This is a genomic window from Streptomyces sp. NPDC127197, from assembly GCF_042672405.1.
GTDB lineage: Bacteria > Actinomycetota > Actinomycetes > Streptomycetales > Streptomycetaceae > Streptomyces > Streptomyces flavusporus.
In genome coordinates, this window is record NZ_JBHXVG010000025.1 from 35868 (window position 1) to 59735 (window position 23868).

A 23868-nucleotide genomic window follows, 5' to 3' on the forward strand; every position below is an offset into this window, starting at 1 on the left:
TCAGGCGTCCCAGATCTTCTCGGCGTCGCGCTGCCAGTCGGTGAGGATGCTGCCGATCTCCTTGGGCTTGGCGAGGAACTTGGTCAGCGCGGTGTCGGCGGTGGGCTGGAGGGCGTCGCTGGAGTCGCGGTTGAAGAACTGGGTGATCTCGGCCGCCTCCTCGATGTGTGCGCGGCCCTTCTTCACCAGCGGGGTGCCGGCGTCCTTGGCGTCGGGGTGACAGGGCAGGACGGTGCCGGACGATCCCTTGATGTAGATCTCCTGCGACTCGGCGGTGGCGAGGTAGCCCAGCAGATCGAGCACCCCGTCGCGGCGTCCGGTGCGGGCGCCGGCGAAGTAGCCGTCGGTGGGGGCCTCCTCGGCGAGCGGGACCTTCGCGTCGATGACCGGGAAGCGGAAGAAGTCGATGTCGTCGAGGGCGTCCTTGGGCGCCGCGTCGGCGAAGAACGTGCCGATCAGCATCATGCCGCTGCGGCCGTTGAGCAGGGCGGTCGTGGCGTCCTGGAAGGCGCCCGCGGTGCCGTTCGGGTCGAAGTACGGCAGCACTTCCTGCCAGCGGTCGAAGACCTTGCGGACCTCGGGGTCGTCGAAGCGGTGCTTTCCGGCGAGCAGTTCGCGGTGGTAGATCGCACCGTTGACGCGGATGTCCAGGTAGTCGAACCATGCGGAGGCCACCCAGGCGGTGTTGCCGCCGGCGCCCAGGCCGATGGGGGCGACGCCCTTGGACTTGAGCTTGTCGCACAGGTCGAGGAATTCGTCCCAGGTCCTGGGTTCGCTCACGTCCCACTTGGCGAAGTTGGACTTCCGGTAGAACATGCCCCACCAGTAGTAGCTGGTGGGGACGAAGACCTTCTTGCCGGAGCTTGCGGTGCACAGCGTGTTCAGCGCCTTGGAGTAGCGCTTGAGGTCGGACGAGCCCCAGAGCTCGTCGAGGTCGAGCAGCAGGTCCTTCCTGGCGTAGGCGTCCGCCACCGAGCCGGGGTACCAGGTGTACACGTCAGGCGGGTTGGCGGAGGTCAGATACGTCGGCAGCTGGGTGCGGAAGGTCTCCGCGGCGACCGTGTTGAGGCTGACGCGCCCGGCTCCCTCCTTCCTGCTGTAGGCGGCGACGATGTCCTCCATGGCCGCCTTGGCCTGCGGTGCGGACAGGTTGGACTGGAGGGTGACCGCGCCCTTGGAGGACGACTTCGAGGAAGAGGTGGCGGTGACGCAGCCGCTGAGCAGCGCCGTCGTCCCGGCGGCGCCGAGCCCGGCGAGGAAGCGCCGTCGGCTGGGCTGAGGGTTCGTCATGGAGGGCTCCCTGTGGATCCGCGCGGCGGGCCCGGCCCTCCTGACGGCCGGGCCCGCTCGCGGCGGATCCAGGTTCGCGTGGCGCTTCCGCCACGTCAAGATTAATTACTAATTTATTGGAACTGGGTCCGGTGGACGGCTCCGTCCACCCCGCGGAACACGGCGTCGACCGCACCGTCGGGCCCCGCCACCGCCCCGAGCGCGCCCTCGAAGGCTGCGCTGGGGAATTCCTGCCGCTTCGTCCAGCCCTGCCAGGCACCGCCTTCGTAGCGTCGCTGCCAGAGCGTGTAGTCGCCGGCCCGCGCGTACAGCACCACGGCGTCTCCCGCGGTGACGAGGGTCGGACTTCCGCTCACGGTCCCGCCGAGGGAGGACCACTGCGACCACTCCCCCGAGGCGTCCCGCGACCGCGTCCAGATGTCGTCCGCCGAGGTGCGTACGGCGACATGGACGCGCCCCTGCGCGTCGACGGCGGCGGACGGCCTGCCGTACGTCGCACGGTCGCCCGGCGCACCCAGCGACGACCAGCCGGTCGACGGCCCACGCTGCACGATCCGCCCGTCCGCCCCGCGCGCCACGAGGGTCCAGTGCGCGGGGTCGGTGAACGCCACCGACGGCGCGTCGGTCACCTGCCCGCCCAGGCTCTGCCAGTCGCCCCAGCGTCCGCCGGCGAACACCCGCCGGTACACCCGGGAGTCGGCGCCGCGCACGAAGACGTCGATCCGGCCACCGGCGGAGGCATAGGCGGCCGGCTGGCCGAGGATCTTCCCCCTGGCCGGGCCTCCGAGGTCCTTCGTACGCACGCTGCCGTCGGCGGCCGCCGTGTGCTGGACGAGGTTTCCGCGCGGCCCGCGGAAGAACGTGGTCAGCGTGTCACCGTCGCGCACGACGGCCGGGCTCGCGGTGGCCTTCTCGCCCAGGCTCGTGCCGGGAAGGGTGTCCTCGCCGGTGAGCTTGAGGAACGCGGTGCCGTGGGCGGGCACCTCCACGGTGTACGACCCGGTGTGCGTGCCGCGATCGGCACGGGCCCGCAGGTCGCGCACCCTGACCGCCCCGCCCAGCGCCGCATCGGCGAAGTTCACGGTGCGAAGGGCCGGCCGGTCGGAGCGGTTGAGCAGGACGACCGCGCGCCGGCCGTCCCCCGCGAGAACCTTGCTGTAGACGTCGCCGACGGAGTCGGTGGCCACCCGGACGCCCTGGACGGCGAGCGGGTCCTGGTTCACGGCGATGATCTCCGGGTTGCGCAGCGTCTCGATCATCGACGCGGGCAGGGTGCGGGGGTCGGAGCCGAGGACGAGCGGCGAAGCCATCTCGGCCCACATCACGAACTGCGTGGTCGACTCCTCCTCCGTCAGCTCCAGGGCGCCGTCCGTCATACGGCGCATGGGGATGAGGTAGTCGGGGTCGTTGTAGTGGCCGGGGCCCTGCGCCTCGGGGTGCCAGGCGTTGGCGTCCATGTTGCGCAGCACGTTGGGCCACTGGCCCGGGCTCGGGGTGCCCCAGGCGATGTCCGTGCCGGTGCGCCAGGAGTCCGCGATCGTCGGGGCGTAGGCGTAGGTGTTGTGCGCGTCCTGCTCGGGCGTGTGCGGCAGGCCCCAGTCGTCGGTGAGCGGGTTGCACAGGTTGAGCAGCATCCTGCGCCCGGACTTGGCGACGGCGTCGCTGAACTCCTTGAACGCGGGCCCCGGATCGAGCTTCTCGCTGATGCCGCACAGGAAGTCGACCTTGATGGCGTCGATCTTCCACTCGGCGAACTGCCGCGCGTCCTCCAGGTAGTGGCCGCGACTGCCGAGTCCGCACATCTTGCCGCCGTCGTAGGTGCCGGCGTCGGTGTAGATGCCGGCCTTCAGTCCGCGCCGGTGGAGGTAGGAGACCAGGGCCGGGATGCCGGAGGGGAAGCGGTCGGGGTGGGCCGCCAACCGCCCCTGCGCGTCACGGGGGTTGTCGGCCTGCCAGCCGCCGTCCAGCCACACGATGTCGTAGCCGCTGTCACGCAGCCCGCTGCTGACGAGTTTGTCGGCGACGGCGCGGACCTCCTTCTCGGTGGGCGCGCCGAGCCCGTAGTAGGTGTTCCAGCCCATGTACGGCGTCGGCGCGAGACCGCTGTCGTAGTACGCGGGCGCTCCCTGGTCCACGGCGGTGTCCGCGGTGGCGGCGGGGACGGCCGACGCGGTCAGGACCACGGCGATCGCCGCCGCGAGGGCGAGCCGGGCGGCCTGCCGGTGTCGGGTTCGTTGTGCGGGTGGGCGTGAAGTCACGTGCCTCTCCCGGAGGTTGGGAAGCAGGAGGAGGTGACGCGGGCCGCGCGGATGCCTGGGGCCGACGGCGTCACGGCGAAGACTGTGTCCCGAGGCCGAAACCCTGTCAATATTTATTACTAATTTAAAGAAACATGTCGTGTGGCGAGCTGAAGGTCTTGACGGAACCAGGTTGGCGGTGCAGTGTTCGGCAACGTTGTCATCATGGTGTGGCTGGTGTGATCACAGCGTCGGAGCCACCGCCGTCACCCGGATGGCGCGGTGCACGATCCTCGTGCGCTCGGGCCTCGGCACGCGCATGGGCACGGTCCTCTCAGCCGCAGCAGCGCCGACGGGGCCCGTGCACGACTCCGCACGCCCGCGTCCGTTGTCGGCCGGTGATCAATGGTCCCCAGCCCCGGTGCTCCGATCGCGCTCGTGACCGCATCGAGGCGACCATGGCAGGAGGAGGCACAGCCGGCGTCACAGGCCCGCCGATCCGGGAGGTGGCCACGCTGCACACCCTGCTCCCCATCGTCTTCGCTCTCTGCGCGGCCTTCAGCAACGCCGTCGCGACGGTGCTGCAGCGCAAGGCGGCGCTCACCGTGCCGCGCTCCCAAGGGTTCCGGGCCGGGCTGATGCTCGATCTGCTGCGGCGGCCCGTCTGGCTGTCCGGCATCCTCGCGGTGATCGCCGCCGGTGTCTGCCAGGCGCTGGCGCTGGCGACCGGGCCGCTGACGATCGTGCAGCCGCTGTTCGTGCTGGAGCTGCCGCTCACCCTCATCGTCGCCTCGTTCCTGATGCACCGGCATCTGCCGGGCACGGGCTGGCTGGCCGTGACGTTGGTGGTGGCCGGGCTGGCGGTCGCGCTCGCCGCCGCGTCCCCCACCGGCAATCGCACCCATGTGACGCTGGACCGCTGGATTCCCGCCCTCGCCGTGTGCATGGGGACGGTCGTCGCGCTCGCTCTCGCGGCCCTCCGGCGCCCGGAGGGCCGCGCCCGGGCCGCCTGTCTGGGGGCCGCGACAGCGATCAGTTACGCGGTGACCGCGGCGCTGATGAAGGCCTCCACGCACATCCTCGACGAGCAGGGGCTCGTGGGCTTCTTCTCCGCCTGGCAGACCTACGCATTCGCCGCCACCGGCGTGTGCGCGCTGTTCCTCCTGGAGAATGCGATGCAGGCCGGTCCGCTGGTCGCCTCGCAGCCTGCCCTCACCCTCGGGGACGCGATGGTGAGCCTCGCACTCGGCATCACGCTGTACGAGGAGGAGATCCGCTCCGGGTGGTGGCTTCTGCCCCAGCTGTTCGGTGTCGCGCTGATCGCCACGGGAGTCCTCGCGCTGTCGCGGATTCCACTCACCCAGTCGCTGGTGGCGCCGGACGAGGAGCACCGGACTGCGGAGGGTGTTTAACAGTTGACCGGTCGGCCTGGTCGTCCTGGGTTTTCCTGCGCTTCGCGGATGGGGTGCACGGGAGTGCGTGACCCGTACGGGGGTTTGGTCGTCGGGCCGGGAGCAGGGTGAGGCGCGTGAGGGGTGGGTGGGGTGCGGCGCAGGGTCGTGGTGGGTGAGGGGGAGGTGCAGCAGGTCGCGGCGGCCTGCGCCCGTGCGCTGCGGGGGTGTGGATGCGGTGAGCGGGGAGCAGCTCGGCGAGGCGGCTCTGGTGGAGCGGGCCGGCTGGCTGGCCGCTCTGGTCGGATCGCTGGCGGCGGGCGTGGTCGAGGAGCACTGGAACGGAGCCGATCTGGCCCGGCTCGCCTCCGGCGCCGACCGGTCGGGGGCCCGGTTGCCGTCGCAGGGGTGGATGGCACTACGCCGCCTGGGCTGGGCAGTGCAGGTGCCGGAGGGGGTGTATGTGCCGGACCGGGTGGTGCGGATCGCGCAGGAACAGGCCGGGCGGGTGCTGCGCTCGGCCTGGTGGCGCGCCCAGATCACCGCCGCGCTCCTGGCGACCTGGCCCGCCGACCCCACCCGCCGCACCGAGGCCGAGTGGGACGCCCTGCGCACCGCCCTGCCCGAGGGCGAGGCGGTGGCGAGCGGGGTACTGCTGGCCCGCACCCGGCAGATCGCCGCCTTCCACGCCCACCACGGGCGGCTGCCGGTGGACGTGACGGAGTGCGAGTCGGCTCCGGGCGCGGGCGGGCAGGTGGTGCTCGCGGCGGCCGACCAGCAGCTCGCCACCCTGGAACGCTGCCCGGACGACCCGTTCCGCTACGCGGTGCTGACCCTGCGCCTGCCCGTGCGGCCCGCCCCCGCCTCGCGTGCCGACTGGCATCCGGTCCGCATCCGCTTCCGGCTGCCACCCCACTTGCCCGCCACTGCCGCCCTGTGTCCGCCGACCTTGCGCATCCGCCAGGGCCGGCTCCTGATCGACCTGCCCTACGCGCTCGCCGCCCCGAAGCCGCAGCGGGCCGGCCACCGCACCGCGGTGGCCTTCGACCGGGGACTGAACACCCTGCTCACCGGCGGCACCCTCCGCCTCACCGACGAGACCCACCCCCGGGTGGTGACCGACGGGCGCCCGGTGTACTTCCGCGCGGCAGGGGTGCTGGCCAAGGCCGACCGGCTGCGCATCCACGGTGAGCACATCGGCGCCCGCATCGACCAACTCCGCACCCTGATCACCTCCCGGCAAGAGCGCGGGATGCGCCCGGACCCGCATCTGGTGGCGAAGCTCGCCGCCCTTCAAGCCGAGCGGGAGCGGGTGGCCCGGCGGCGTACCCGGCTGAACGCGGCGCTGGCCCGGGCAGCGGCCCGCTTCATGGTCGATCACGCGATCGCGGCCGGGGCCTCGGTCATCTACCTGGAAAACCTCCGCGACATGGAGGCGCGGGGCAGGGGCCGCACGCTGAACACCCGGCTGTCGCAGACGGTGCGCGGCGCGCTCACCGCCCATACCCGCCACCGGGCCGCCACCCGGGGGATCGCGGTGGTCATCGTCCCGCCGCGGGGCACGTCGAAGTACTGCCCTCGATGCCTGACCGCGTTCCGCCACCACAAAGCCCCCAACGATCCGGCCACCGGCTGGGCCTGGGCGACCTGCCCGAACCAGGCCTGCGGATACAGCACCGGCCGGGATATCGCCGCCTGGCAGCGGATCGGTGCCCGCGGCCTGACCCACCAGCACCAGACCTGTCTCGACCGGGCCGCCAGAGTCTTCGTGATCCGCGCGGTAGTTGAGGCCCTGGACCGCGCCAGCGCGGTCCGGCAGCAGACCCGGGACCGCACCAAGAGCGGCCCTACGAACAACCGCCCCGTGCCCGGGAAGCGGCGCAGGGTCCCCGCCCCACCCGAGACCCGTGCCCCAACAAGGGCGCGGCCGGGTGGCAAGCGTCCGGCGGGGCGGACCCCCACGCACCCGACCCACCGCAGCCGGCGGTGTTCACGGCAGCAGGGACCGAACGCGATCGGCACCCCCGCACGGCATCAGCCGGACGGGGCCGGACTCGGGGCAGGCTTCCACCGCCACGCCCACGCCACCCCCGCCCGACAGCGGGCCGGAACGAGTCACCCACCCCCTGAACACTCCCGAACACCCGGGATCATCCAGGAAACCCAAGCCGGTTAGAGACGCTCCCTGAGCGGGCCTTCCTCCACTGTGCCTCGTAACCCCAGTGTCACGGCGGTCACCAAGAGCACGAGTGCCGTCCCGGCGCTGCGGCGGCAGCGGCCACGGGTGTTGATCGCTTCAGCATCTCTCTGACGACGCCATATACGGACCAAGGAGGCACCGGCCGCCGCGATGGAGTACGTGGCTCAGCAGGTGAAGGTGCCGACGGAGGCGCGGGCGAACTACGACTCGCCGCTGCGCGTACATCCGCTGCTCCAAGCCGCCGCCGGCTGAACCCCGCCGGGCTCACCTCTCCTCGTCGGTGTCTACCGCCCGCGGCCACCAACGACCCGACGAGCGATCCGACCCCGCAACCTGGCTGCGCCCTCTACGACTTCGAGTGCCAGACCGGCTGCGGGGACGGCGGCCCAGGCGGAGCGGAAGGCGACCATGTCGGATCGGCCGACTCAGGAGGCGGCTTCGATGGTGACCTTGTCGGCGGTGGCGAGCCGCTCGGTGTCACCGGCGGCCACGTGGCCGAGGATGACCAGGCCGGAGTCGCTGGAGCCGCCGTCACGGTAGTAGATGGCCAGGTTGCCCCAGGGCGCGTAATACGCCAGGTCACCGGCCTTGGCTGCGGCTGCTTCCGGCGCGCCGGAGGTGGACAGCCGGCGAGGCAGATCAGCAATCCTCTCGGTCTGGTGGAAGTCGCTCAGATTCAGCGTGAGCGGAAGCAGAGCGGCGAAGTCGCGGGCGGTGGCGCTGTCGTTCAGGGTGGCGTCGACGGGGTGGCCGTCGATGGCCAGGCGGATGTTCATGGCGTTGGTCCTGCCGGAGGGTGCAGTGGGTTCCGGGGCTGACGATGTCCCACGTGGTGCAGGCGCTGAGGGCGGCGGCGAGTCGTGAGTGCAGGCGGTCACGGCCAGCAGCAGGGCGGCGGCCGGGACCGCACGGGCGAGGGCGGCCGGGGTCATGGGACGTCCAGAGGTCAGTCGGGCATGGGCTCGGCGTAGTGCCGGAAGCCGTCCCGCTTGTGGTGGATGTCGTACAGGCGCCGGGCCAGGACGTCGGGGCTGCCGTGCTCGGCGTCCGGCCGGATGGCGCCCGGGATGATCAGCTGGGCGGCGTGGATGTTCTCCGGGGCGAGGGCGTCGTGGAGCATACGGGCGTAGGCGCTTTCGGCGGCGAACGCGATCGAGGTGCCGGCCCGGTCGGGGTGGGGGCGTACGGCGCTGCCGCCGTTGACGAACAGCAGCGTGCCGCGGCCGAGGGCGCGCATGCCGGGGAGGACGGCGTTCACACAGGTGACGGGGCCCTTGACGGAGAAGGCCAGGGGCGCCTCGAGGTCGTCGGCGCTCGTGTCGAGGACCGGCTGCATGAAGTCGGGGCGGGGCACGGGGCTGTACTGGAGGATCTCGATGAGTCCGAGGGCGTCGGACGCCGTCCTCAGGGCCGCGGTGAGGGATGCGGGGTCCAGGACGTCGGCGGCGAAGCCCTGGGCCTGGACGTTGTCGCGGGCCAGCTCGGCCGCCAGCTCCTCCAGGTGCGCGGCGCTGCGGGAGACGAGGGCGACGGTGTGGCCGGCGGCTCCGAAGCGGCGGGCGGTGGCCAGCCCGAGGCCGGGCCCGGCGCCGACGAGAGCGAAGGTGGTCACGGTGATTCTTTCCGTTGGAGGGGATTCGTGTGCGATCAGGGGGTCAGAAGAGCCTTGATGGCGCGTCGCTCGTCCATCGCCTTGTAGCCCTCGGCGACCTGCTCCAGGGGCAGGGTGAGGTCGAAGACCTTGCCCGGGTTGATCCGGCCGGACAGGACCCGGTCGATCAGGTCGGGCAGGTAGCGGCGCACGGGTGCGGGGCCGCCGCGCAGGCCGACGTGGGAGAAGAACAGCTCCTCGCCGTCGATCGCCACATCGTGCGGGACGCCGACGAAGCCGACGTTGCCGCCGGGCCGGGCGGAGTACAGGGCCTGCCGCATGGCCTCCGGGGTGCCGACGCACTCCAGCACCGAGTCGGCGCCGATCCCTTCGGTGAGGTCCTTGACGCGGGCGATGCCTTCCTCGCCGCGTTCGCTGATGATGTCGGTGGCACCGAACTCGAGGGCCAGCTGCCGACGGGAGGCGTGGCGGCTCATGGCGATGATCCGCTCGGCGCCGAGCTCGCGCGCGGCGATGACGCCGCACAGGCCGACCGCTCCGTCGCCGACCACGACGGCGGTCGAGCCGGGCTTGACCTCGGCGGCGAGGGCGGCGTACCAGCCGGTGCCCATCACGTCGGAAACGGCGAGCAGACCGGGCACGAACTCGTCGGCCGGGTGGTCGTCCGTGGCGACGAGGGTGCCGTGGGCGTTGGGGATGCGGACGTAGTCGGCCTGGCAGGTGCTCATGAACTCGCGGTGCAGGCAGTTGGACTGCCAGCCGTTACGGCAGTTCGCGCAGGTGTTGTCCGAGGTGGCGAAGGAGCCGACCACGAACTGGCCCGGCTTGACGGAGGTGACCTCGCTGCCGACCTCCTCGACGATGCCGACGTACTCGTGCCCCATCGGGTGTGGGTCGCCGATGGGTTCCAGGCCGCGGTACGGCCACAGGTCCGAGCCGCACACGCAGGTGGCGACCGTGCGGATGACCGCGTCGGTCGGCTGGATGATCTGCGGGTCGTCGAGATTCTCGAAACGTACGTCGCCAGGGGCGTGGATGACTGCTCCGCGCATGATGGTGCTTCTTTCAGTGCGAGGGTCGGCGTGCCGCGGCCGGTGTCAGGAATGGCTGCTCACGGTCGAGACTCACACCTGAAGGCAGGTACGAAAAGCGGAGAAATGCATCCGGGGAGGGAAACATCCTGGGAGAAAACTCTCCCCCCTTTCCCGGGTGGGATCGGTGTCATGCTGGGGAACATGACCGGCAATGTTCCCCTCAACGAGCTGGGAGAATTCCTCAAGAAGCGCCGCTCGGAGCTGAGCCCGCGCACCGTCGGACTGCCCGAGACCGGCGGGCCCCGCCGGGTGGCCGGACTGCGCCGCGAGGAGGTCGCCCAGCTCGCCAGCATCAGCATCGACTACTACACCCGGCTCGAGCAGGGCCGTATGCAGGCATCCGCGCCCGTGCTGGACACGCTGGCCCGGGTACTGCACCTGGACGACGACGAGCGGGCCTATCTCTTCCAGCTCGCGGGCAAGACCACCACCCGCACCCGGCGCCGCGGCCGGCAGCAGGTCCAGCCGCAACTGCAGCGGGTCCTGGACGACCTCACCGCCACCCCGGCCATCGTGCAGGGCCGGCGCGGGGACATCCTGGCCTGGAACGCGCTGGCCGCCGCCCTGGTCACCGATTTCTCCCGCATCCCGGAAAAGCACCGCAACTACCCGCGGCTCATCTTCACCGATCCGGCCATGCGCACCCTGTACGCCGACTGGGAGGCCTCCGCGCAGATTTCCGTGGCGCAGCTGCGGATGGAGGCCGCGCAGTATCCCGAGGACCCCCGCCTGATCGAACTGGTCGGTGAACTGTCCATGCGCGACGAGCAGTTCGCCCGGTGGTGGGGTGATCACCGTGTCGCCGCCCGCACCGTGGGCACGAAGACCCTCAACCATCCGGTCGTCGGCGAACTCGTGCTGGACTGGGACACCCTCACCGCCAACACCGATCCCGACCAGCACCTGACCGTCTGGACCGCCGCGCCCGGCTCCCCCACCCACGAACGGCTGCGCATCCTCGCCTCCTGGGCCGCCGACCAGAACCTGGCCGCCTCCCCCTCCCTCACCTGACGGCGACCGGCGGTCGGTGCATCGGGCCCGTGCCCCGGCGTAGGACGGGCCGCCTCCGTGGCCGCTTCGAGACGCATCTGCAACACCCCGTGTCGCACGTTCCGGTGCCCTGTGCCGTCACAGTCACAGAAGGCCACGTCGACAGACGTCGACGTCAACGGACCGAGGGGGCACGGATGATGGAGTGGTACGAGCGCCACCGGACACGGCGGCTGCGCGGCACGCTGCTCGCGCTCACGGCGGCGGGCGGCCTGCTGCTCACCGGCTGCGGCGCGAGCGGCACCGGCGACAACAGCCGCGCCTCGGACGCGAGCGGGCACAACTCCGGCTTCCCCGCCCCGCTGCCCGCCCCCGACCGCAGCCAGGGGACCGGCAAACAGCAGGACGACACCAGCTCCCGTGAGGTCGCCCCCTCCCCCGACTACCTCTCCACCTTCGCCCTCGACGTGGACACCGCCTCCTACGGATACGCCCGCCGCGCCCTCGCCGAGGGCAGGCTGCCCGACCCGTCGACTGTCCGCCCCGAGGAGTTCGTCAACAGCTTCCGCCAGGACTACGAACGCCCCGACGGCGACGGCTTCACGGTCACCGTCGACGGCGCCCGCACCGACGAGGAGGACTGGTCCCTGATCCGCGTGGGCCTCGCCACGCGCCATGCCGAACAGACCGGTGAACGCCCGCCCGCCGCCCTGACCTTCGTCATCGACATCTCGGGCTCCATGGCCGAACCGGGCCGCCTCGACCTCGCCCAACAGTCCCTGTCGGTGATGACGGACCGGCTGCGCGACGACGACTCGGTCGCGATCGTCACCTTCAGCGACGAGGCCGAGACCGTCCTCCCCATGACGCGCCTGGACGGCCACCGCGGCGAGATCCACGAGGTCATCGACAGTCTGGAGCCCGCCGAGTCCACCAACCTCGGTGCGGGCGTCGAGACCGGATACGCCACCGCGGTCGAGGGTCTGCGCGAGGGCGCCACCAACCGGGTCGTCCTGGTCTCCGACGCGCTCGCCAACACCGGCGACACCGACCCCGACGCGATCCTCGAGCAGATCGCCACTGAACGCCGCGAGCACGGCATCACCTTCTTCGGCGTCGGAGTCGGCAGCGACTACGGCGACGCCCTGATGGAACGCCTCGCCGACCGGGGAGACGGCCACACGGTCTATGTGTCGAACACCGAGGACGCCCGCGAGGTGTTCTGCGAACAGCTCCCGCAGAACATCGAACTGACGGCCCGCGACGCCAAGGCCCAGGTCGCCTTCGACCCCGAGACGGTCGCCGAGTTCCGTCTCGTCGGCTACGACAACCGCCACGTCGCCGACGACGACTTCCGCGACGACAGCGTGGACGGCGGCGAAGTCGGCCCCGGCCACACCGTCACCGCCCTGTACGCGGTGCGCACCAAGTCCGGCGCCGACGGCCACCTCGCCACCGCCACCGTCCGCTGGCTCGACCCCGACACACGCGCTCCGCACGAGGAGTCCGGCGACCTGGAGGCCGGCGCCCTCAACGACTCCGTCTGGAGCGCCGGCCGGGGCCTCCAGGTCACGGCCACGGCCGCCTACTTCGCCGACGCTCTCCGCCGCTCCTCCGACCACCGCTACGGCTCCCTGCCCGGCGCCCCGTATCTGGACGAACTCTCAGAGCGGGCGCACACGTTGGCGTACAGGACGGAGGACGAGGACGTGCGGCAACTGGCCGACGCGATAGAGACGGCGAGCCACATGAGCTGAACCGGACCGACCCATTGACCTTCCCTTACGCACGAGTAAGTTGACCCTGGAGTAAGTACGGACGACAGCACGTCGTCCTCAGCCGCGACCGGGAGCCGTCATGGGCGTACGCAGGGATCTGAAGCGGGCGAAGCAGCGCACCGACCTGGCGACCCGCACGAAGGCCGAGATCATCAGGGACGAGCACGGGGTCGTACGCGAGGTCCGTGCGGCGCCCCTCGCGCCGAGGGCGGCGACCGGCAGCACCGCCGACATCCCGTTCACCAACGCCGCCCAGGCCCCCGACACCGTGGTCCTGCGCCGCAAGCAGCACGGGGCCTGGCAGCCCGTGACCGCGGCGGCCTTCGCCCGTGAGGTCACCGCCGTGGCCAAGGGGTTGATCGCCGCCGGTCTCGAACCGGGCGGGCGCGTCGCGGTGATGTCCCGCACCCGCTACGAGTGGACGGTCCTGGACTTCGCGATCTGGGCCGCCGGCGGCCAGACCGTCCCGGTCTACGCCACCTCCTCCGCCGAACAGGTGGAGTGGATCATCCGCGACTCGGGCACCCGCTTCGTCATCACGGAAACCGCCGAGAACGCCACGACCGTCACGACCGGCACGGCAGGTCACCACCAGCCGCCGCGCATCTGGCAACTGGACGCGGCCGCCCTCAACGACCTCACCGCTCTCGGCCAGGACGTCCCCGACGAGGAGGTCACCAAGCGCCGTACGGCCCTGACCCCCGACACCCCCGCGACCGTCTGCTACACCTCCGGCACCACCGGCCGGCCGAAGGGCTGCGTCCTCACCCACGCCAACCTGCATGCCGAGGCCGCCAACACGGTCGAGCTGCTGCACCCCATGTTCAGGGATCTCACCGGTCGGACCGCCTCCACCCTGCTCTTCCTCCCACTCGCCCACATCCTCGGCCGCACCCTCCAGATCGCCTGTCTGATGGCCCGCATCGAGATCGGCCACTGCCCGAGCATCAAGCCCGACGACCTCCGCCCGGCGTTCAAGGAGTTCCGCCCGACCTTCCTGGTCGGCGTCCCCTACCTCTTCGAGAAAATCCACGACACCGGCCGCGCCACCGCGGAGAAGCTCGGCCGCGGCGCCTCCTTCGACCGTGCGCACCGGATCGCAGTGTGCTTCGGCGAGGCGTACCTCGACAGGTTCCTCGGCAAGGGCAAGGGACCCGGCCCCGGCCTGTACGCCGCCTGGGCCCTGTACGACCTGCTGGTCTACCGCCGCGTCCGCAAGGAACTCGGCGGCCGCATGCGCTACGCCATCAGCGGCGGCTCCCCGCTCGACCGCGACCTCAACCTGTTCTTCTACGCTGCCGGAATCATCGTCTACGAGGGCTACGGCCTGACCGAGACCACCGCCGCCGCCACCATCGTCCCGCCCCTCGGACCCCGCCCCGGCACGGTGGGCCTCCCCGTCCCCGGCACCGCCGTCCGCATCGCCGACGACGGCGAGGTCCTCATCAAGGGCGGCATCGTCTTCGGCTCCTACCTCAACAACCCGGCCGCCACGGACGCCGTCCTGACCGACGGCTGGTTCGCCACCGGTGACCTCGGCGCCCTCGACGAGGACGGCTACCTCACCATCACCGGCCGCAAGAAGGACATCATCGTCACCTCCGGCGGCAAGAACGTCTCCCCCGCCGTCCTGGAGGACCGCCTGCGCAGCCGCCCGCCCGTCGGCCAGTGCCTCGTCGTCGGCGACAACCGCCCCTTCGTCGCCGCCCTCATCACCCTCGACCCCGAGGCCGTCACCCACTGGCTCGCGGTTCGCAAACTGCCCGCCGACACCCCGATGTCCGAGATCGTCCGCGACCCGCGGATGCGCGCCGACGTCCAGAAGGCCGTCGACCACGCCAACCAGGCCGTCTCACGCGCCGAGTCGATCCGCGCCTTCACCCTGGTCGAAGGCGAGTTCACCGAGGAGAACGGGCTGCTGACCCCGTCCATGAAAGTGAAACGCCAGGTGGCGCTGGCAGCGTACGCGCAGCAGATCGAGGCGCTGTACCAACCTCAGGGCGGAGACGACGGCCAAGCCGGTGGCCCTGCATCTGGAGCCCGGCGCCGAGGACGCTGAGACCTACCCGGCCCCAGGCGACTGCGAACAGACGAGGCCCCGCGCCAACGGTCCCACCCACGACTGGTCGTGGCTGCCTGCGCCTTGAGGGGCGAGGGTTAGGCTCGTGGCTGATCATCGTTACTGAAGAGGGGGGTTCCGAGGTATGAGCGGGAGAGTGGCGGCGGTGAGCAGCAACGGGGAGTACTCGTTCACCAAGCCGAACCGGGACAGCATCAGACTGCTCGCCGGGCTCGGTGTGGAGGGGGACGTGCACGCCGGTGTGACGGTCAAGCACCGTTCGCGCGTCGCGCAGGATCCCACCCAGCCGAATCTGCGCCAGGTCCACCTCATTCATGAAGAGCTCTTTGCCGAGGTCGGCGAAGAGGGGTTCAAGGTGGCGCCCGGCGCACTCGGCGAGAACATCACCACGCGCGGCATCGATCTGCTCGGTCTGCCGGTCGGCACATTGCTGCGCATCGGCGACTTGGCGGTCCTGGAGGTCACCGGCCTCCGCAATCCCTGCCTGCAGATCGACACCTTCCAGGACGGGCTGCTGAAGCAGGTCGTCGGCCGAGACGAGGCGGGGAACATCGTACGCAAAGCCGGAATCATGAGCATCGTGAGGGAAGGTGGCGTGGTGCGCCCTGGCGACACGATCGAAGCGGAACTTCCCAGCGGTCCGCACCGGCCCCTGGACCGGGTCTGACCGGCCTGCCGGGCAGGCCATGTCACATCCTGCCTTCTGCGGCGTCACACGCCGACACCCCCGTCACCACCGTCCCGCGTACAACTCCCGGGTCGCCGTCGTGAACCGGGCCAGCGCGTCCGGCAGCGGGTCGATGCCGATGCCCGGGGCGGTGGGTACGGGCAGGTGGCCGTCCTGGAGGACGAACGGTTCGGTGATGTCCTCGGCGAAGTAGCGGCTGGAGGCGGAGGTGTCGCCGGGGAGGGTGAAGCCCGGGAGGGCGGCGAGCGCCAGGTTGGGGGCGCGGCCGATGCCCGTCTCCAGCATTCCGCCGCACCACACCGGCACGCCGTGGGCAGCGGCCACGTCGTGGATGCGACGGGCTTCCGGATAGCCGCCGACGCGGGCCGGTTTGACGTTGACGACCCGGCAGGCGTCCATCGCGATCGCGGACGCCGCGTCGCGCGCGGAGTGGATCGACTCGTCGAGACAGACCGGGGTGGCCAGACGCTTCTGCAACTGGGCATGGGCGTGGAGGTTGTTCTCCTCCAGCGGCTCCTCGATCAGCAGCAGCCCGAAGTCGTCGAGCTTGCGCAGGTGTTCGGCGTCGGCGAGCGTGTAGGCGGTGTTGGCGTCGACCTGGAGCGGGAGTCGGTCGCCGAAGCGTTCGCGTACGGCGCGCACCGGCTCGACGTCCCAGCCCGGCTCGATCTTCAGCTTGATGCGGATGTAGCCCTCGGCGAGGTACCGCTCGACGTCGTCGAGCAGTTCGGGTACGGAGTTCTTGATGCCGACCGAGACCCCGGCGGGCACCCGTTCGTGGACCGAGCCGAGAAAGGTCGCGAATGACATGCCGTAGGCGCGCAGTTCGGCGTCCAGGAGGGCGGTTTCCAGGGCGGCCTTGGCCAGTTCGTGGCCCTTGACGGAGGCCATGGCGGGGGCGACGGCCGCGGTCGTCGGCTCGGGCAGGGCGGCGACGCGCGGCAGCAGGAAGTCCCGGATGACGATCTCGGCGCCGGCGACGAACTCCGAGCAGTACAGCGGCTCCGGGTCGGCAGCGAACTCCGACCAGCCCTCGGCCTCGTCGGTCACCACGTGCAGCAGGAAGGTGTCCTTGCTGGTCATCGTCCCGAAGGAGGTGCGGAAGGGGGTGACGAGCGGGATGGCGACGTGGAGCAGTTCGACGCGTTCGAGCTTCATGCCTGCTCCTCGGGGGACGGGCGGGTCAGCAGGTACCAGCCGTCGCGGGACATGGCCGTCGCGCGCAGGCCCTCTGGGTACGCCTCGGTGAACACCTCGCGCACGGCGTGCCGCCAGTCGAGTGCGAGCGCCGGGTCGGCGGCACGCAGCGCGACGATGTCCTCGGGCACGCGGCACCACAGCCTGTCCGCGTCGCGCAGGGCGAGCGGGCCGCCGTCCGGTGCCCGGCGAACGACGTCGGCGGCGGAGCGGCCGTCGGCGGGGTCGTCCGTCCGGGTGGTCGCTGTCACCAGGTCCCACACGACGGTGAGCCGGTCGCTTTCGTCACCGTTGTTCACGCCGTCGCTCATCGGCCCGTAGAAGTCGACCAGGTACTCGCTGCCGACGGCGCCCAGCTTGACCAGGTTGAAGCGGGCGTTGCGGCTGACCAGCGGGTCGAAGGTCCAGCGCATGGTGGTGGCGCCCCGCTCCAGCGCCCACAGCCGCTGCGCCTGCTTGACCGCGAAGCCGACGCCCCGGCCGGAGGCGGTCGCCGCCGCCACGAACGAGTACACGTCCCGCTCGGCGGGTGGCCCGAACACGGCCACCGCCGCCCCTGCGAGCCGTTCGCCCGACGGCCCGGTGGAGTACGCGGCGTGCACCGCGCCTCCGGAGTGCACCAGGCTGTGCAGCACCTCCGAGGGGTAGGGCGGGGTGGCGCGCGGTGTCTGCCACACATCGGCGAAGAAGTCGGCCACGGCACGGATACCGGCCACGTCGTGCACGGTACGGACCGTCACCCCGGCGGTACGGGCCGCAGCGTCGGCGAGGGCGCCCACGTTCGGCGTACCGGCCGCCGCCCCGGAACCGGCGGCGGAGATCGTCACAGCTGTCATGCCTTGAGTCTCCAGGGCCACAGCCCGGCGGCCATTGTCGTCAGGCACAATGAGATACCGCGGTCCTGTTGCGATCGGCCAAGGACCACCGTGGTCACCGTCCCGTAAAAACGCCGATCGTCCCCATGTGACCGTCCCCCACCGGAGAGCCCGACCCGCCCATGGACGCCTGCACCCTCGAGGAACTTCTCGACACCCTCGGCGAGCCCATGCTCCGTGTGCTCACCGCCCCGGCGGGCCTCACCGCGCCCGTCTCCGAGATCCTGCTGTACGACGCCGGGGCCCCGTTCCCGCGCAGCGCGCCCGGTGCCCTGCTGCTGACGGTCGGGGCGCGAGCCGGCGAGGTCGGGCCCTTGGCACGCGATGCTGCGGCGGCCGGGATGGCCGGACTCGTCGTACGGGCCGGCGACGGGCAGCCCGACACAGTGGCGGCGGCGAAGGCCCACGGCCTCGCGCTGCTCGCCGTCGACGAGGACGCCGCCTGGCATCACGTCCATCTGCTGCTGGCCTCCGCGATCGGTTCCCGGCCCGGCCCGGCGGCCGGCGGGGCCGCCTTCGGCGACCTGTTCGCGCTCGCCAACGCGGTGGCCGCGGCCGTGGGCGGCGCGACCGTCGTCGAGGACGCCCGCCAGCGGATCCTGGCCTACTCCACCGTCACCGGGCAGGTCGTCGACGAGGCCCGGCGGCAGGGCATCCTGGGCCGCCAGGTGCCGAGCAGCCCCGAGAACACCGAGCAGTACCGCCTCCTGTTCGCCGCCCCCGGACCCGTACGCCTCGCCGCACTCGACGGCGACGAGCTGCCGCGGCTCGCCGTCGCGATCCGCGCGGGCGGCGAGACGCTCGGGTCGGTGTGGGTCGTCGACGACGGGCACCTCGGCCCCGACGCCGAGGACGCCCTCCGGCAGGGCGCGTCCACGGCCGCCCTGCTCCTGCTGCGGGCCCGGGCGAGCGAGGAACTGTCCCGGCATCTGACGAGCGACTTGCTGCGCCGCCTCCTCGACGGCACCGCCGATCCCGCCGGCGCCGCGCACCGCCTCGGCCTCGCCGCCGACGCCCCGGTCCGTGTCGTGGCCTTCGCCCTCGACGGCGCGGCGTCAACGCCCGACGGGGAACAGACCGCCTTGCGGCTGCTCGACCTGGTACGGCTCCAGTGCGAGGCGCGGTACGGGCGGCACGCGTGCGTGCTGGTGGACGGGAGCGTGTACGCGCTGCTGCCGGTGACCGGTGAACACGGTGGGAAGCGGCACAAGCGGCTCGCCGAGGACATCGTGCGGCGTGCGGGCCGGGCACTGCGGGTGCCGGTGCGGGCCGGGCTGGGCGACATCGTCCCGGACCTGGCGGCCGTGCGCGGCTCACGGGACGACGCCGACCTCGTCCTGCGGGTGCTCGGCCCGGACGAGGACGTCGCCGCCGTGACCGAGGTGCGCGCCCGTGTCACCCTGCTTCGGCTGCGTGAACTCATCGGCGAGCAGCGGGAGTTGAGGGCGGGTGCCTGGCGGGAGGTCCTGGCGTACGACGCCGAGCACGGCACCGACTACGCCAGGACCCTGGTGTGCTGGCTGGACGCCGGATGCGACATGGCGCGGGCGGCGAAGCTGCTCGCCGTGCACCCCAACACCTGCCGGTACCGCCTCAGGCAGGCACAGCAGCACCTCGGTATCGACCTGGACGACCCGGACGAGCGGTTGGTGCTGTGGCTGCAGCTGCGCACCCTCGCCGGGCTGCGGGGCGCGGACCGGGCCTGACCCGCGGGCCCTCAGCCGCTCAGCCAGGCCGCGAGCCGGGCCTCGCACTCGCGCAGCTGACCGACGGGCACGTACTCCCCGGCGGTGTGCGCGAGGGTCGGGTCACCGGGTCCGTAGTTGAGCGCGGGCGTGCCGAGCGCGGCGAAGCGGGCGACGTCGGTCCAGCCCAGCTTGGGACGGGGGGCCGCGCCCAGGAACTCGACGAGCGAGGCGACCGGGCCCTGGCCGAGCCCCGGCAGCGCGCCCGGCACGACCTCGGTGACCTCGACCTCGTACTCGGGAAAGAGGCCGCGCAGATACGCCTCGGCCTGCCCGGCCGAACGGCTCGGTGCAAAGCGCAGGTTGACCGTGATCACGCAGGTGTCGGGGACGACGTTCTCGGCCACTCCTGCGCGGACGGCGACCGCGTTCAGCCCCTCGCGGTACTCCAGGCCGTCGATGACGATCCGCTCGGCGGTGTGGTCGTCGAGACGCTGGAGCACGGTGGCCGCTCGGTGCGCGGCGTTGACGCCCATCCAGGAGCGGGCGGTGTGCGCCCGCTCGCCGCGCACCGTGATGTCCGCGTTCAGGACGCCCTGGCAGCCCGCCTCGACGCCCGCGTCGGACGGCTCCATGAGGATCGCGAGGTCCGCCTCGAGCAGATCGGGGCGTTCGGCGGCGATACGGTTCAGGCCGTTGCGGTCGCCGGAGACCTCCTCGCACTCGTAGAACACGTAACTGACGTCGCGTACCGGTGCGGTGAGGGTGGCCGCAAGGCGCAGGGCGACGGCGACGCCGCCCTTCATGTCGCACGTCCCGAGCCCGTACAGCAGCTCCCCGTCCAGCCGGGACGGCAGGTTCCCGGCGGCCGGGACGGTGTCCAGGTGGCCGGCGATGACCACCCGCTCGGCACGGCCCGATTCGGTGCGGGCCACGACGGAGTTGCCGATGCGTTCGACCGTCAGATGCGCGCACGCGCGCAGGGCGGCCTCCACGGCGTCGGCGAGGTGTGCCTCGTCGCCGCTCTCGGACGGGATGTCCACCAGGGCACGGGTGATGTCCACCAGGTCGGCGGTCGGGTTCAGCGAGGTCGCGACGTCCCGCCGCCGCGTCAGCCCGCCCGCAACCGTGACCTCACCCGCGGGCCTCCGCGGGCTCGTCCGCACCGTGTCCACGCGTCCACTCCTCTCACCGCTCCCACTCCGCCCTTGATGATGCGGAACGGGAGGGTAGGGAGGGGTGTGCGTATTGGCCAAGATGCCGAGGGGTGCTTTGGCTTTCCGGCCAATACCAGGTCGTGATCGCGGTCTCAGTGCACCGAGAAGCCGCCGTCCACGAAGAGGGAGTGCCCGGTGACGTACGCCGACGCCGGGCTCGCCAGGAAGACCGCCGCGCCCGCGAAGTCCTCGGCCAGACCGTTGCGGCCGACCAGTGTGCGGGCGGCGAGGACGGAGACCTTCTCCGGGTCGGAGGACAGCCGCTGGTTCAGGGGCGTCATGACGAAGCCCGGCACCAGGGTGTTGCAGGTCACGCCGTGCGGCGACCACGCCTCGGCCTGCGAACGGGCCAGCGACTCCAGGCCGCCCTTCGACACTCCGTACGCCCCGCTCTGCACGAAGGCGCGGTGCGCCTGCTGCGAGGTGATGTGGATGATCCGCCCGTAGCCGCGCTCCGCCATGCCGGGGCCGAAGCGCTGCCCGAGCAAGAAGGGCGCCTCCAGGTTCACCGCCATGGTGACATCCCATGTGGCGTCGCCGAGCTCGCCCATGGGGGGCCGCAGGTTGATGCCGGCGGAGTTGACGAGGATGTCCGGCTCACCGAACGGCTCGACGGCCTTCTCCGCCACCTCCCGCACGCCCTCCCGGGTGCTCAGGTCGCCGCTCACCCACGCGGCCCGGCAGCCGTCCGCGGTCAGCTCGTCCACCGTGGCGGCGAGCTGCTCCTCCTTGCGCGCCACGACCACCACGGCCGCGCCCGCCCGGGCCAGCGCACCGGCGACGGCCCGGCCGATCCCCGAACTGCCGCCGGTCACCACGGCGATGCGTCCGTCCAGCGAGAACAGCTCCGAGAGGTATCCCTGCGTCGTCATGCCGGGCACCCTAAGGCAGCCCCCTGATCCCAGGCAGATCACCGCGTCCTCTCTGCGACAACGACAGCGTGTGCACGTGCCGCCCGCACGGCCGCGGACAGGCCGGCGATGTCGTAGGCGCCGTGGTGCCGGCGTCCGTTGACGAAGAAGGTGGGAGTTCCCGCGACGCTGCTGAGTTCCGCCGATTCCGCGTCCTCAGCGACCCGCGACGCACCCGCGCGGGACCGCATGTCCCGCTCGAAGCGCACGATGTCCAGTCCGCTGTCGGCCGCGTATCCTCGCAGGTCGTCGAACCGGAGCGCGCCCTGGTGGCTGATCAGCAGGTCGTGCATCTCCCAGAACCGGCCTTGCAGATCGGCCGCTTCGGCGGCCTCGGCGGCGAGCTGGGCGTGCACGTGGACATCGGTGAGCGGCAGGTGCCGCCACACATAGCGCACGTCCCCGAAGTCGCCGAGCAGCTCGCGAATGACCGGTTCCGCCTGCCCACAGTGGGGACACTCGTAGTCGCCGTACTCCACCAGGGTCACCGGGGCGTGGCGAGGCCCTCGCACGTGGTCCCGGTCGGGGGCCACGGCCACGGCGAGATCGACGATCGCGTCCGCCTTCCCCACCAGCGCCCGTAGTTGCGCCTCTCGCGGCAGCAAGCCGATGACGCCCGTGACGAGCCTGCTGAGCACGAAGGAACCGAGCACGGCACTCAGAATGCCGATCTTGGCGTCCGCCAGCCGGGTGCCGTCGAAGGCAAGGGTCGCGATGAGCAGGGAGACCGTGAACCCGACTCCGGCCAGGGTCCCGCCCGCGACCAGGGCTCCCCAGCCGACCGGAAGCCGGATCCTCCCCCGGCCCAGCAGAATCGTCAGTCCCGCCGCGCCCACGATGCCGATCGGTTTGCCCAGGACGTATCCGAGCAGGATGCCGAGAGTGACGGGTGAGGTGAAGGCCCGCGCGAGCTGGTCGCCGCTGATCGGGATGCCGGCGTTGGCCAGAGCGAAGAGCGGTACGACGACATGGCTCGTCCAGGGGTGGAACATGCGTTGCAGCCGGTCGTTCGGCGAGATGGCCGTGGCGATTCCCTCACGTACCAACCGCTCCAGTTCGGGGGTGGGCTGCTCGCGGAAGAGCCGGAACAGTCCGGTCGCGTGTTCCAGGTCGGAGCGCGACGCGGGGTAGGCGTACGTCAGCAGCCCCATGGCCAGTCCGATGACCACCGGGTCCACACCGGACTCGAGCAGTGCGCCCCACCCGACGAGCGCCAGCAGCGCGTACACGATGCCTCGGCGCAGTCGGAACCGCCGGAGCGCCAGGACCACGGCGAAGACGCCGACCGCGAGCAGAAGCGGCGGCACAACGATGCGATCGCTGTAGGCGACGGCGATCACACCCAGGGCCAGGAAGTCGTCGACCACCGTGAGGGTGAGGATGAAGACCCGCAGCCCCTGCGGCATACGGCGCCCGACCACGGCCAGCATCCCCAGGGCGAAGGCCGTGTCGGTGGACATGGCGGCGCCCCACCCCTGCATCGTGCCGTGGTCCGCGTTGATCGCCAGGTAGAGGGCGATCGGTACGAGCATGCCGCTGACTCCCGCCGCCACCGGCAGCGCGAGCCGCCTGCGGTCGCGCAGTTCGCCCATGTCGAACTCACGGCGCGCCTCCAGACCGACGACGAAGAAGAACAGCGCCATCAGTCCGCTGTTGACCCACTCGCGCAGTTCGAGGGAAATCCCGTACGAGCCGAGCTCCACGGACAGGTGGGTCCGCCAGAACGACTCGTACCCCGCAGGCGCCACGTTGGCCCAGACCAGCGCCGCGAATGCTGCCGCCACCAGCACCGCGGCGCTTCCGGTCTCGGTCCGCAGGAAGTCGCGCAGTGGTGAGGGCGAGCCGCTGCTGCACGCGGACTGTCCCCTGTAGTCGCCGGCGGGCAAGGACATACTCGGACGCTCATTCGACGAGGGATACGGAGGCTCGTGGAACCGGGACGGACACAAGCCTCCCTCATCACGGTGTCACATCCGGGAGGCGACTACTCCATCGTCGCCGCGCTCACGCCGGGTAGGGAGCGGCGTTGCGGGCCGACCGGAGCGCGGCCGCCCACCAGTGCAACTGGTCGAGCATCGTTTTGGCGTAGCCGGGGACCTCAGGGTCGAGGGGACGGCCGTCCTGCCACGCCGTGAAGTAGTTCGGGAAGGCGAGATGATCGCGAATCGTCACCGCGTGCAACTCGGTCAGCACGTTCTCCAGGTGCAGCACCGCGTGCCGGCCACCGGCTGCACCGCCGTAGCTGACGAAGGCGACGGGCTTGGCGGTCCACTGGGTGAAGTGCCAGTCGATGGCCGCCTTCAACGACGCGGGATAGCTGTGGTTGTACTCCGGCGTGATCACGATGAACGCATCAGCGCCCTCAAGAGCCGACGTCAGTGCCGCCATCCCGGCCGGACGGGGGTAACCGTCGCCGGCGAACTTCGGCGGTGCCGCAGGCAGCGCCAACGGGATGTCGATCTCGGCCAGATCGACGACGTCCGCATCGAAACCACCGTGCATGCCGGCCTGTTCGGCGACCCACGAGGCTACAACCGGTCCGAACCGTCCTTCCCGGACGCTTCCGACGATGATCACCAGCTTGGACTTGTTCTTCTCCATGACCACCACGATCGGGCCGCAC

18 protein-coding genes are annotated in these 23868 nt (G+C 71.4%); 7 read left to right on the forward strand and 11 right to left on the reverse strand.

Features of this window, described 5'->3' with window-relative positions; translation table 11 throughout:
* Nucleotides 1–1290 carry an ABC transporter substrate-binding protein gene (locus ACFVJQ_RS31390; RefSeq protein ID WP_385788916.1) on the reverse strand — a complete coding sequence of 430 codons (1290 nt, stop codon included), beginning with the start codon at nt 1288–1290 and terminating at the stop codon, nt 1–3.
* 113 nt (nt 1291–1403) lie between these two features.
* Nucleotides 1404–3548: a glycoside hydrolase family 27 protein gene (locus tag ACFVJQ_RS31395; protein ID WP_385788918.1), complete on the reverse strand. Its 2145-nt coding sequence runs from the start codon at nt 3546–3548 to the stop codon at nt 1404–1406.
* A gap of 494 nt (nt 3549–4042) precedes the next feature.
* Between ACFVJQ_RS31395 and ACFVJQ_RS31400 the strand changes: the two genes are divergently transcribed.
* Both ACFVJQ_RS31400 and ACFVJQ_RS31405 read left to right on the forward strand, forming a co-directional pair.
* Nucleotides 4043–4939, forward strand: a complete 897-nt coding sequence (locus ACFVJQ_RS31400) for a DMT family transporter (protein WP_385789019.1) — start codon at nt 4043–4045, stop codon at nt 4937–4939.
* 217 nt (nt 4940–5156) lie between these two features.
* Nucleotides 5157–7094 (forward strand): zinc ribbon domain-containing protein, encoded by a 1938-nt coding sequence (locus ACFVJQ_RS31405; RefSeq protein ID WP_385788920.1) that lies wholly within the window; start codon nt 5157–5159, stop codon nt 7092–7094.
* Between the two features lie 449 nt (nt 7095–7543).
* On the opposite strand, the gene ACFVJQ_RS31410 is transcribed toward ACFVJQ_RS31405, so the two are convergent.
* The 3 genes from ACFVJQ_RS31410 to ACFVJQ_RS31420 all read right to left on the reverse strand — a co-directional run bounded on the left by ACFVJQ_RS31410 (nt 7544) and on the right by ACFVJQ_RS31420 (nt 9782).
* Nucleotides 7544–7894 (reverse strand): cyclophilin-like fold protein, encoded by a 351-nt coding sequence (locus tag ACFVJQ_RS31410; RefSeq protein WP_385513894.1) that lies wholly within the window; start codon nt 7892–7894, stop codon nt 7544–7546.
* 170 nt (nt 7895–8064) lie between these two features.
* Nucleotides 8065–8730 (reverse strand): SDR family NAD(P)-dependent oxidoreductase, encoded by a 666-nt coding sequence (locus tag ACFVJQ_RS31415; RefSeq protein ID WP_385513893.1) that lies wholly within the window; start codon nt 8728–8730, stop codon nt 8065–8067.
* Between the two features lie 35 nt (nt 8731–8765).
* Nucleotides 8766–9782: a zinc-dependent alcohol dehydrogenase family protein gene (locus tag ACFVJQ_RS31420; RefSeq protein ID WP_385788923.1), complete on the reverse strand. Its 1017-nt coding sequence runs from the start codon at nt 9780–9782 to the stop codon at nt 8766–8768.
* A 171-nt stretch (nt 9783–9953) separates the two neighbouring features.
* Here ACFVJQ_RS31420 and ACFVJQ_RS31425 point away from each other — a divergent pair, with 171 nt between their 5' ends.
* The 4 genes from ACFVJQ_RS31425 to ACFVJQ_RS31440 all read left to right on the forward strand — a co-directional run bounded on the left by ACFVJQ_RS31425 (nt 9954) and on the right by ACFVJQ_RS31440 (nt 15339).
* Nucleotides 9954–10835 carry a helix-turn-helix transcriptional regulator gene (locus ACFVJQ_RS31425; protein ID WP_385788925.1) on the forward strand — a complete coding sequence of 294 codons (882 nt, stop codon included), beginning with the start codon at nt 9954–9956 and terminating at the stop codon, nt 10833–10835.
* A gap of 179 nt (nt 10836–11014) precedes the next feature.
* On the forward strand, nt 11015–12571 hold the full coding sequence (locus tag ACFVJQ_RS31430; RefSeq protein ID WP_385789021.1) for a von Willebrand factor type A domain-containing protein: 1557 nt from the start codon (nt 11015–11017) through the stop codon (nt 12569–12571).
* 100 nt (nt 12572–12671) lie between these two features.
* Complete coding sequence (locus ACFVJQ_RS31435; RefSeq protein WP_385788927.1) at nt 12672–14651, forward strand: AMP-dependent synthetase/ligase; 1980 nt, start codon at nt 12672–12674, stop codon at nt 14649–14651.
* A gap of 145 nt (nt 14652–14796) precedes the next feature.
* On the forward strand, nt 14797–15339 hold the full coding sequence (locus ACFVJQ_RS31440) for an MOSC domain-containing protein (protein ID WP_385513890.1): 543 nt from the start codon (nt 14797–14799) through the stop codon (nt 15337–15339).
* Nucleotides 15340–15402: 63 nt separating this feature from the next.
* Here ACFVJQ_RS31440 and menC read toward each other — a convergent pair whose 3' ends face one another.
* Both menC and ACFVJQ_RS31450 read right to left on the reverse strand, forming a co-directional pair.
* On the reverse strand, nt 15403–16518 hold the full coding sequence (gene menC, locus ACFVJQ_RS31445) for an o-succinylbenzoate synthase (RefSeq protein ID WP_385513889.1): 1116 nt from the start codon (nt 16516–16518) through the stop codon (nt 15403–15405).
* The gene (locus ACFVJQ_RS31450) at nt 16515–17393 is read right to left on the reverse strand and encodes a chorismate synthase (RefSeq protein ID WP_385788929.1); all 879 of its coding nucleotides are present in this window, start codon (nt 17391–17393) and stop codon (nt 16515–16517) included. Before ACFVJQ_RS31450 ends, menC begins: the two co-directional genes overlap by 4 nt.
* Before the next feature lie 161 nt (nt 17394–17554).
* Here ACFVJQ_RS31450 and ACFVJQ_RS31455 point away from each other — a divergent pair, with 161 nt between their 5' ends.
* Nucleotides 17555–19138, forward strand: coding sequence for a PucR family transcriptional regulator (locus ACFVJQ_RS31455; RefSeq protein WP_385788931.1), 1584 nt, complete (start codon nt 17555–17557; stop codon nt 19136–19138).
* Nucleotides 19139–19149: 11 nt separating this feature from the next.
* Here the strand turns inward: ACFVJQ_RS31455 and dapE are convergent, their stop codons facing one another.
* The 4 genes from dapE to ACFVJQ_RS31475 all read right to left on the reverse strand — a co-directional run bounded on the left by dapE (nt 19150) and on the right by ACFVJQ_RS31475 (nt 23846).
* Nucleotides 19150–20232, reverse strand: a complete 1083-nt coding sequence (dapE, locus tag ACFVJQ_RS31460; RefSeq protein WP_385789023.1) for a succinyl-diaminopimelate desuccinylase — start codon at nt 20230–20232, stop codon at nt 19150–19152.
* A 194-nt stretch (nt 20233–20426) separates the two neighbouring features.
* Nucleotides 20427–21206, reverse strand: a complete 780-nt coding sequence (locus ACFVJQ_RS31465; RefSeq protein ID WP_385788933.1) for an SDR family NAD(P)-dependent oxidoreductase — start codon at nt 21204–21206, stop codon at nt 20427–20429.
* 38 nt (nt 21207–21244) lie between these two features.
* On the reverse strand, nt 21245–23137 hold the full coding sequence (gene nhaA, locus ACFVJQ_RS31470; protein ID WP_385788935.1) for a Na+/H+ antiporter NhaA: 1893 nt from the start codon (nt 23135–23137) through the stop codon (nt 21245–21247).
* 112 nt (nt 23138–23249) lie between these two features.
* Nucleotides 23250–23846 (reverse strand): NADPH-dependent FMN reductase, encoded by a 597-nt coding sequence (locus ACFVJQ_RS31475; protein WP_385788937.1) that lies wholly within the window; start codon nt 23844–23846, stop codon nt 23250–23252.
* Between the last annotated feature and the right edge of the window lie 22 nt (nt 23847–23868).

Excerpts from the sequence above, each read along its gene's own strand:
- ACFVJQ_RS31390 (WP_385788916.1), bottom strand. The coding sequence starts at position 1,290 with ATGACGAACCCTCAGCCCAGCCGACGGCGCTTCCTCGCCGGGCTCGGC.
- ACFVJQ_RS31455 (WP_385788931.1), top strand. The coding sequence starts at position 17,555 with ATGGACGCCTGCACCCTCGAGGAACTTCTCGACACCCTCGGCGAGCCC.
- ACFVJQ_RS31435 (WP_385788927.1), top strand. The coding sequence starts at position 12,672 with ATGGGCGTACGCAGGGATCTGAAGCGGGCGAAGCAGCGCACCGACCTG.
- ACFVJQ_RS31425 (WP_385788925.1), top strand. The coding sequence starts at position 9,954 with ATGCTGGGGAACATGACCGGCAATGTTCCCCTCAACGAGCTGGGAGAA.
- ACFVJQ_RS31450 (WP_385788929.1), bottom strand. The coding sequence starts at position 17,393 with ATGACAGCTGTGACGATCTCCGCCGCCGGTTCCGGGGCGGCGGCCGGT.
- ACFVJQ_RS31410 (WP_385513894.1), bottom strand. The coding sequence starts at position 7,894 with ATGAACATCCGCCTGGCCATCGACGGCCACCCCGTCGACGCCACCCTG.
- ACFVJQ_RS31465 (WP_385788933.1), bottom strand. The coding sequence starts at position 21,206 with ATGACGACGCAGGGATACCTCTCGGAGCTGTTCTCGCTGGACGGACGC.
- ACFVJQ_RS31440 (WP_385513890.1), top strand. The coding sequence starts at position 14,797 with ATGAGCGGGAGAGTGGCGGCGGTGAGCAGCAACGGGGAGTACTCGTTC.
- nhaA (WP_385788935.1), bottom strand. The coding sequence starts at position 23,137 with ATGTCCTTGCCCGCCGGCGACTACAGGGGACAGTCCGCGTGCAGCAGC.
- ACFVJQ_RS31430 (WP_385789021.1), top strand. The coding sequence starts at position 11,015 with ATGGAGTGGTACGAGCGCCACCGGACACGGCGGCTGCGCGGCACGCTG.
- ACFVJQ_RS31420 (WP_385788923.1), bottom strand. The coding sequence starts at position 9,782 with ATGCGCGGAGCAGTCATCCACGCCCCTGGCGACGTACGTTTCGAGAAT.
- ACFVJQ_RS31475 (WP_385788937.1), bottom strand. The coding sequence starts at position 23,846 with ATGGAGAAGAACAAGTCCAAGCTGGTGATCATCGTCGGAAGCGTCCGG.
- menC (WP_385513889.1), bottom strand. The coding sequence starts at position 16,518 with ATGAAGCTCGAACGCGTCGAACTGCTCCACGTCGCCATCCCGCTCGTC.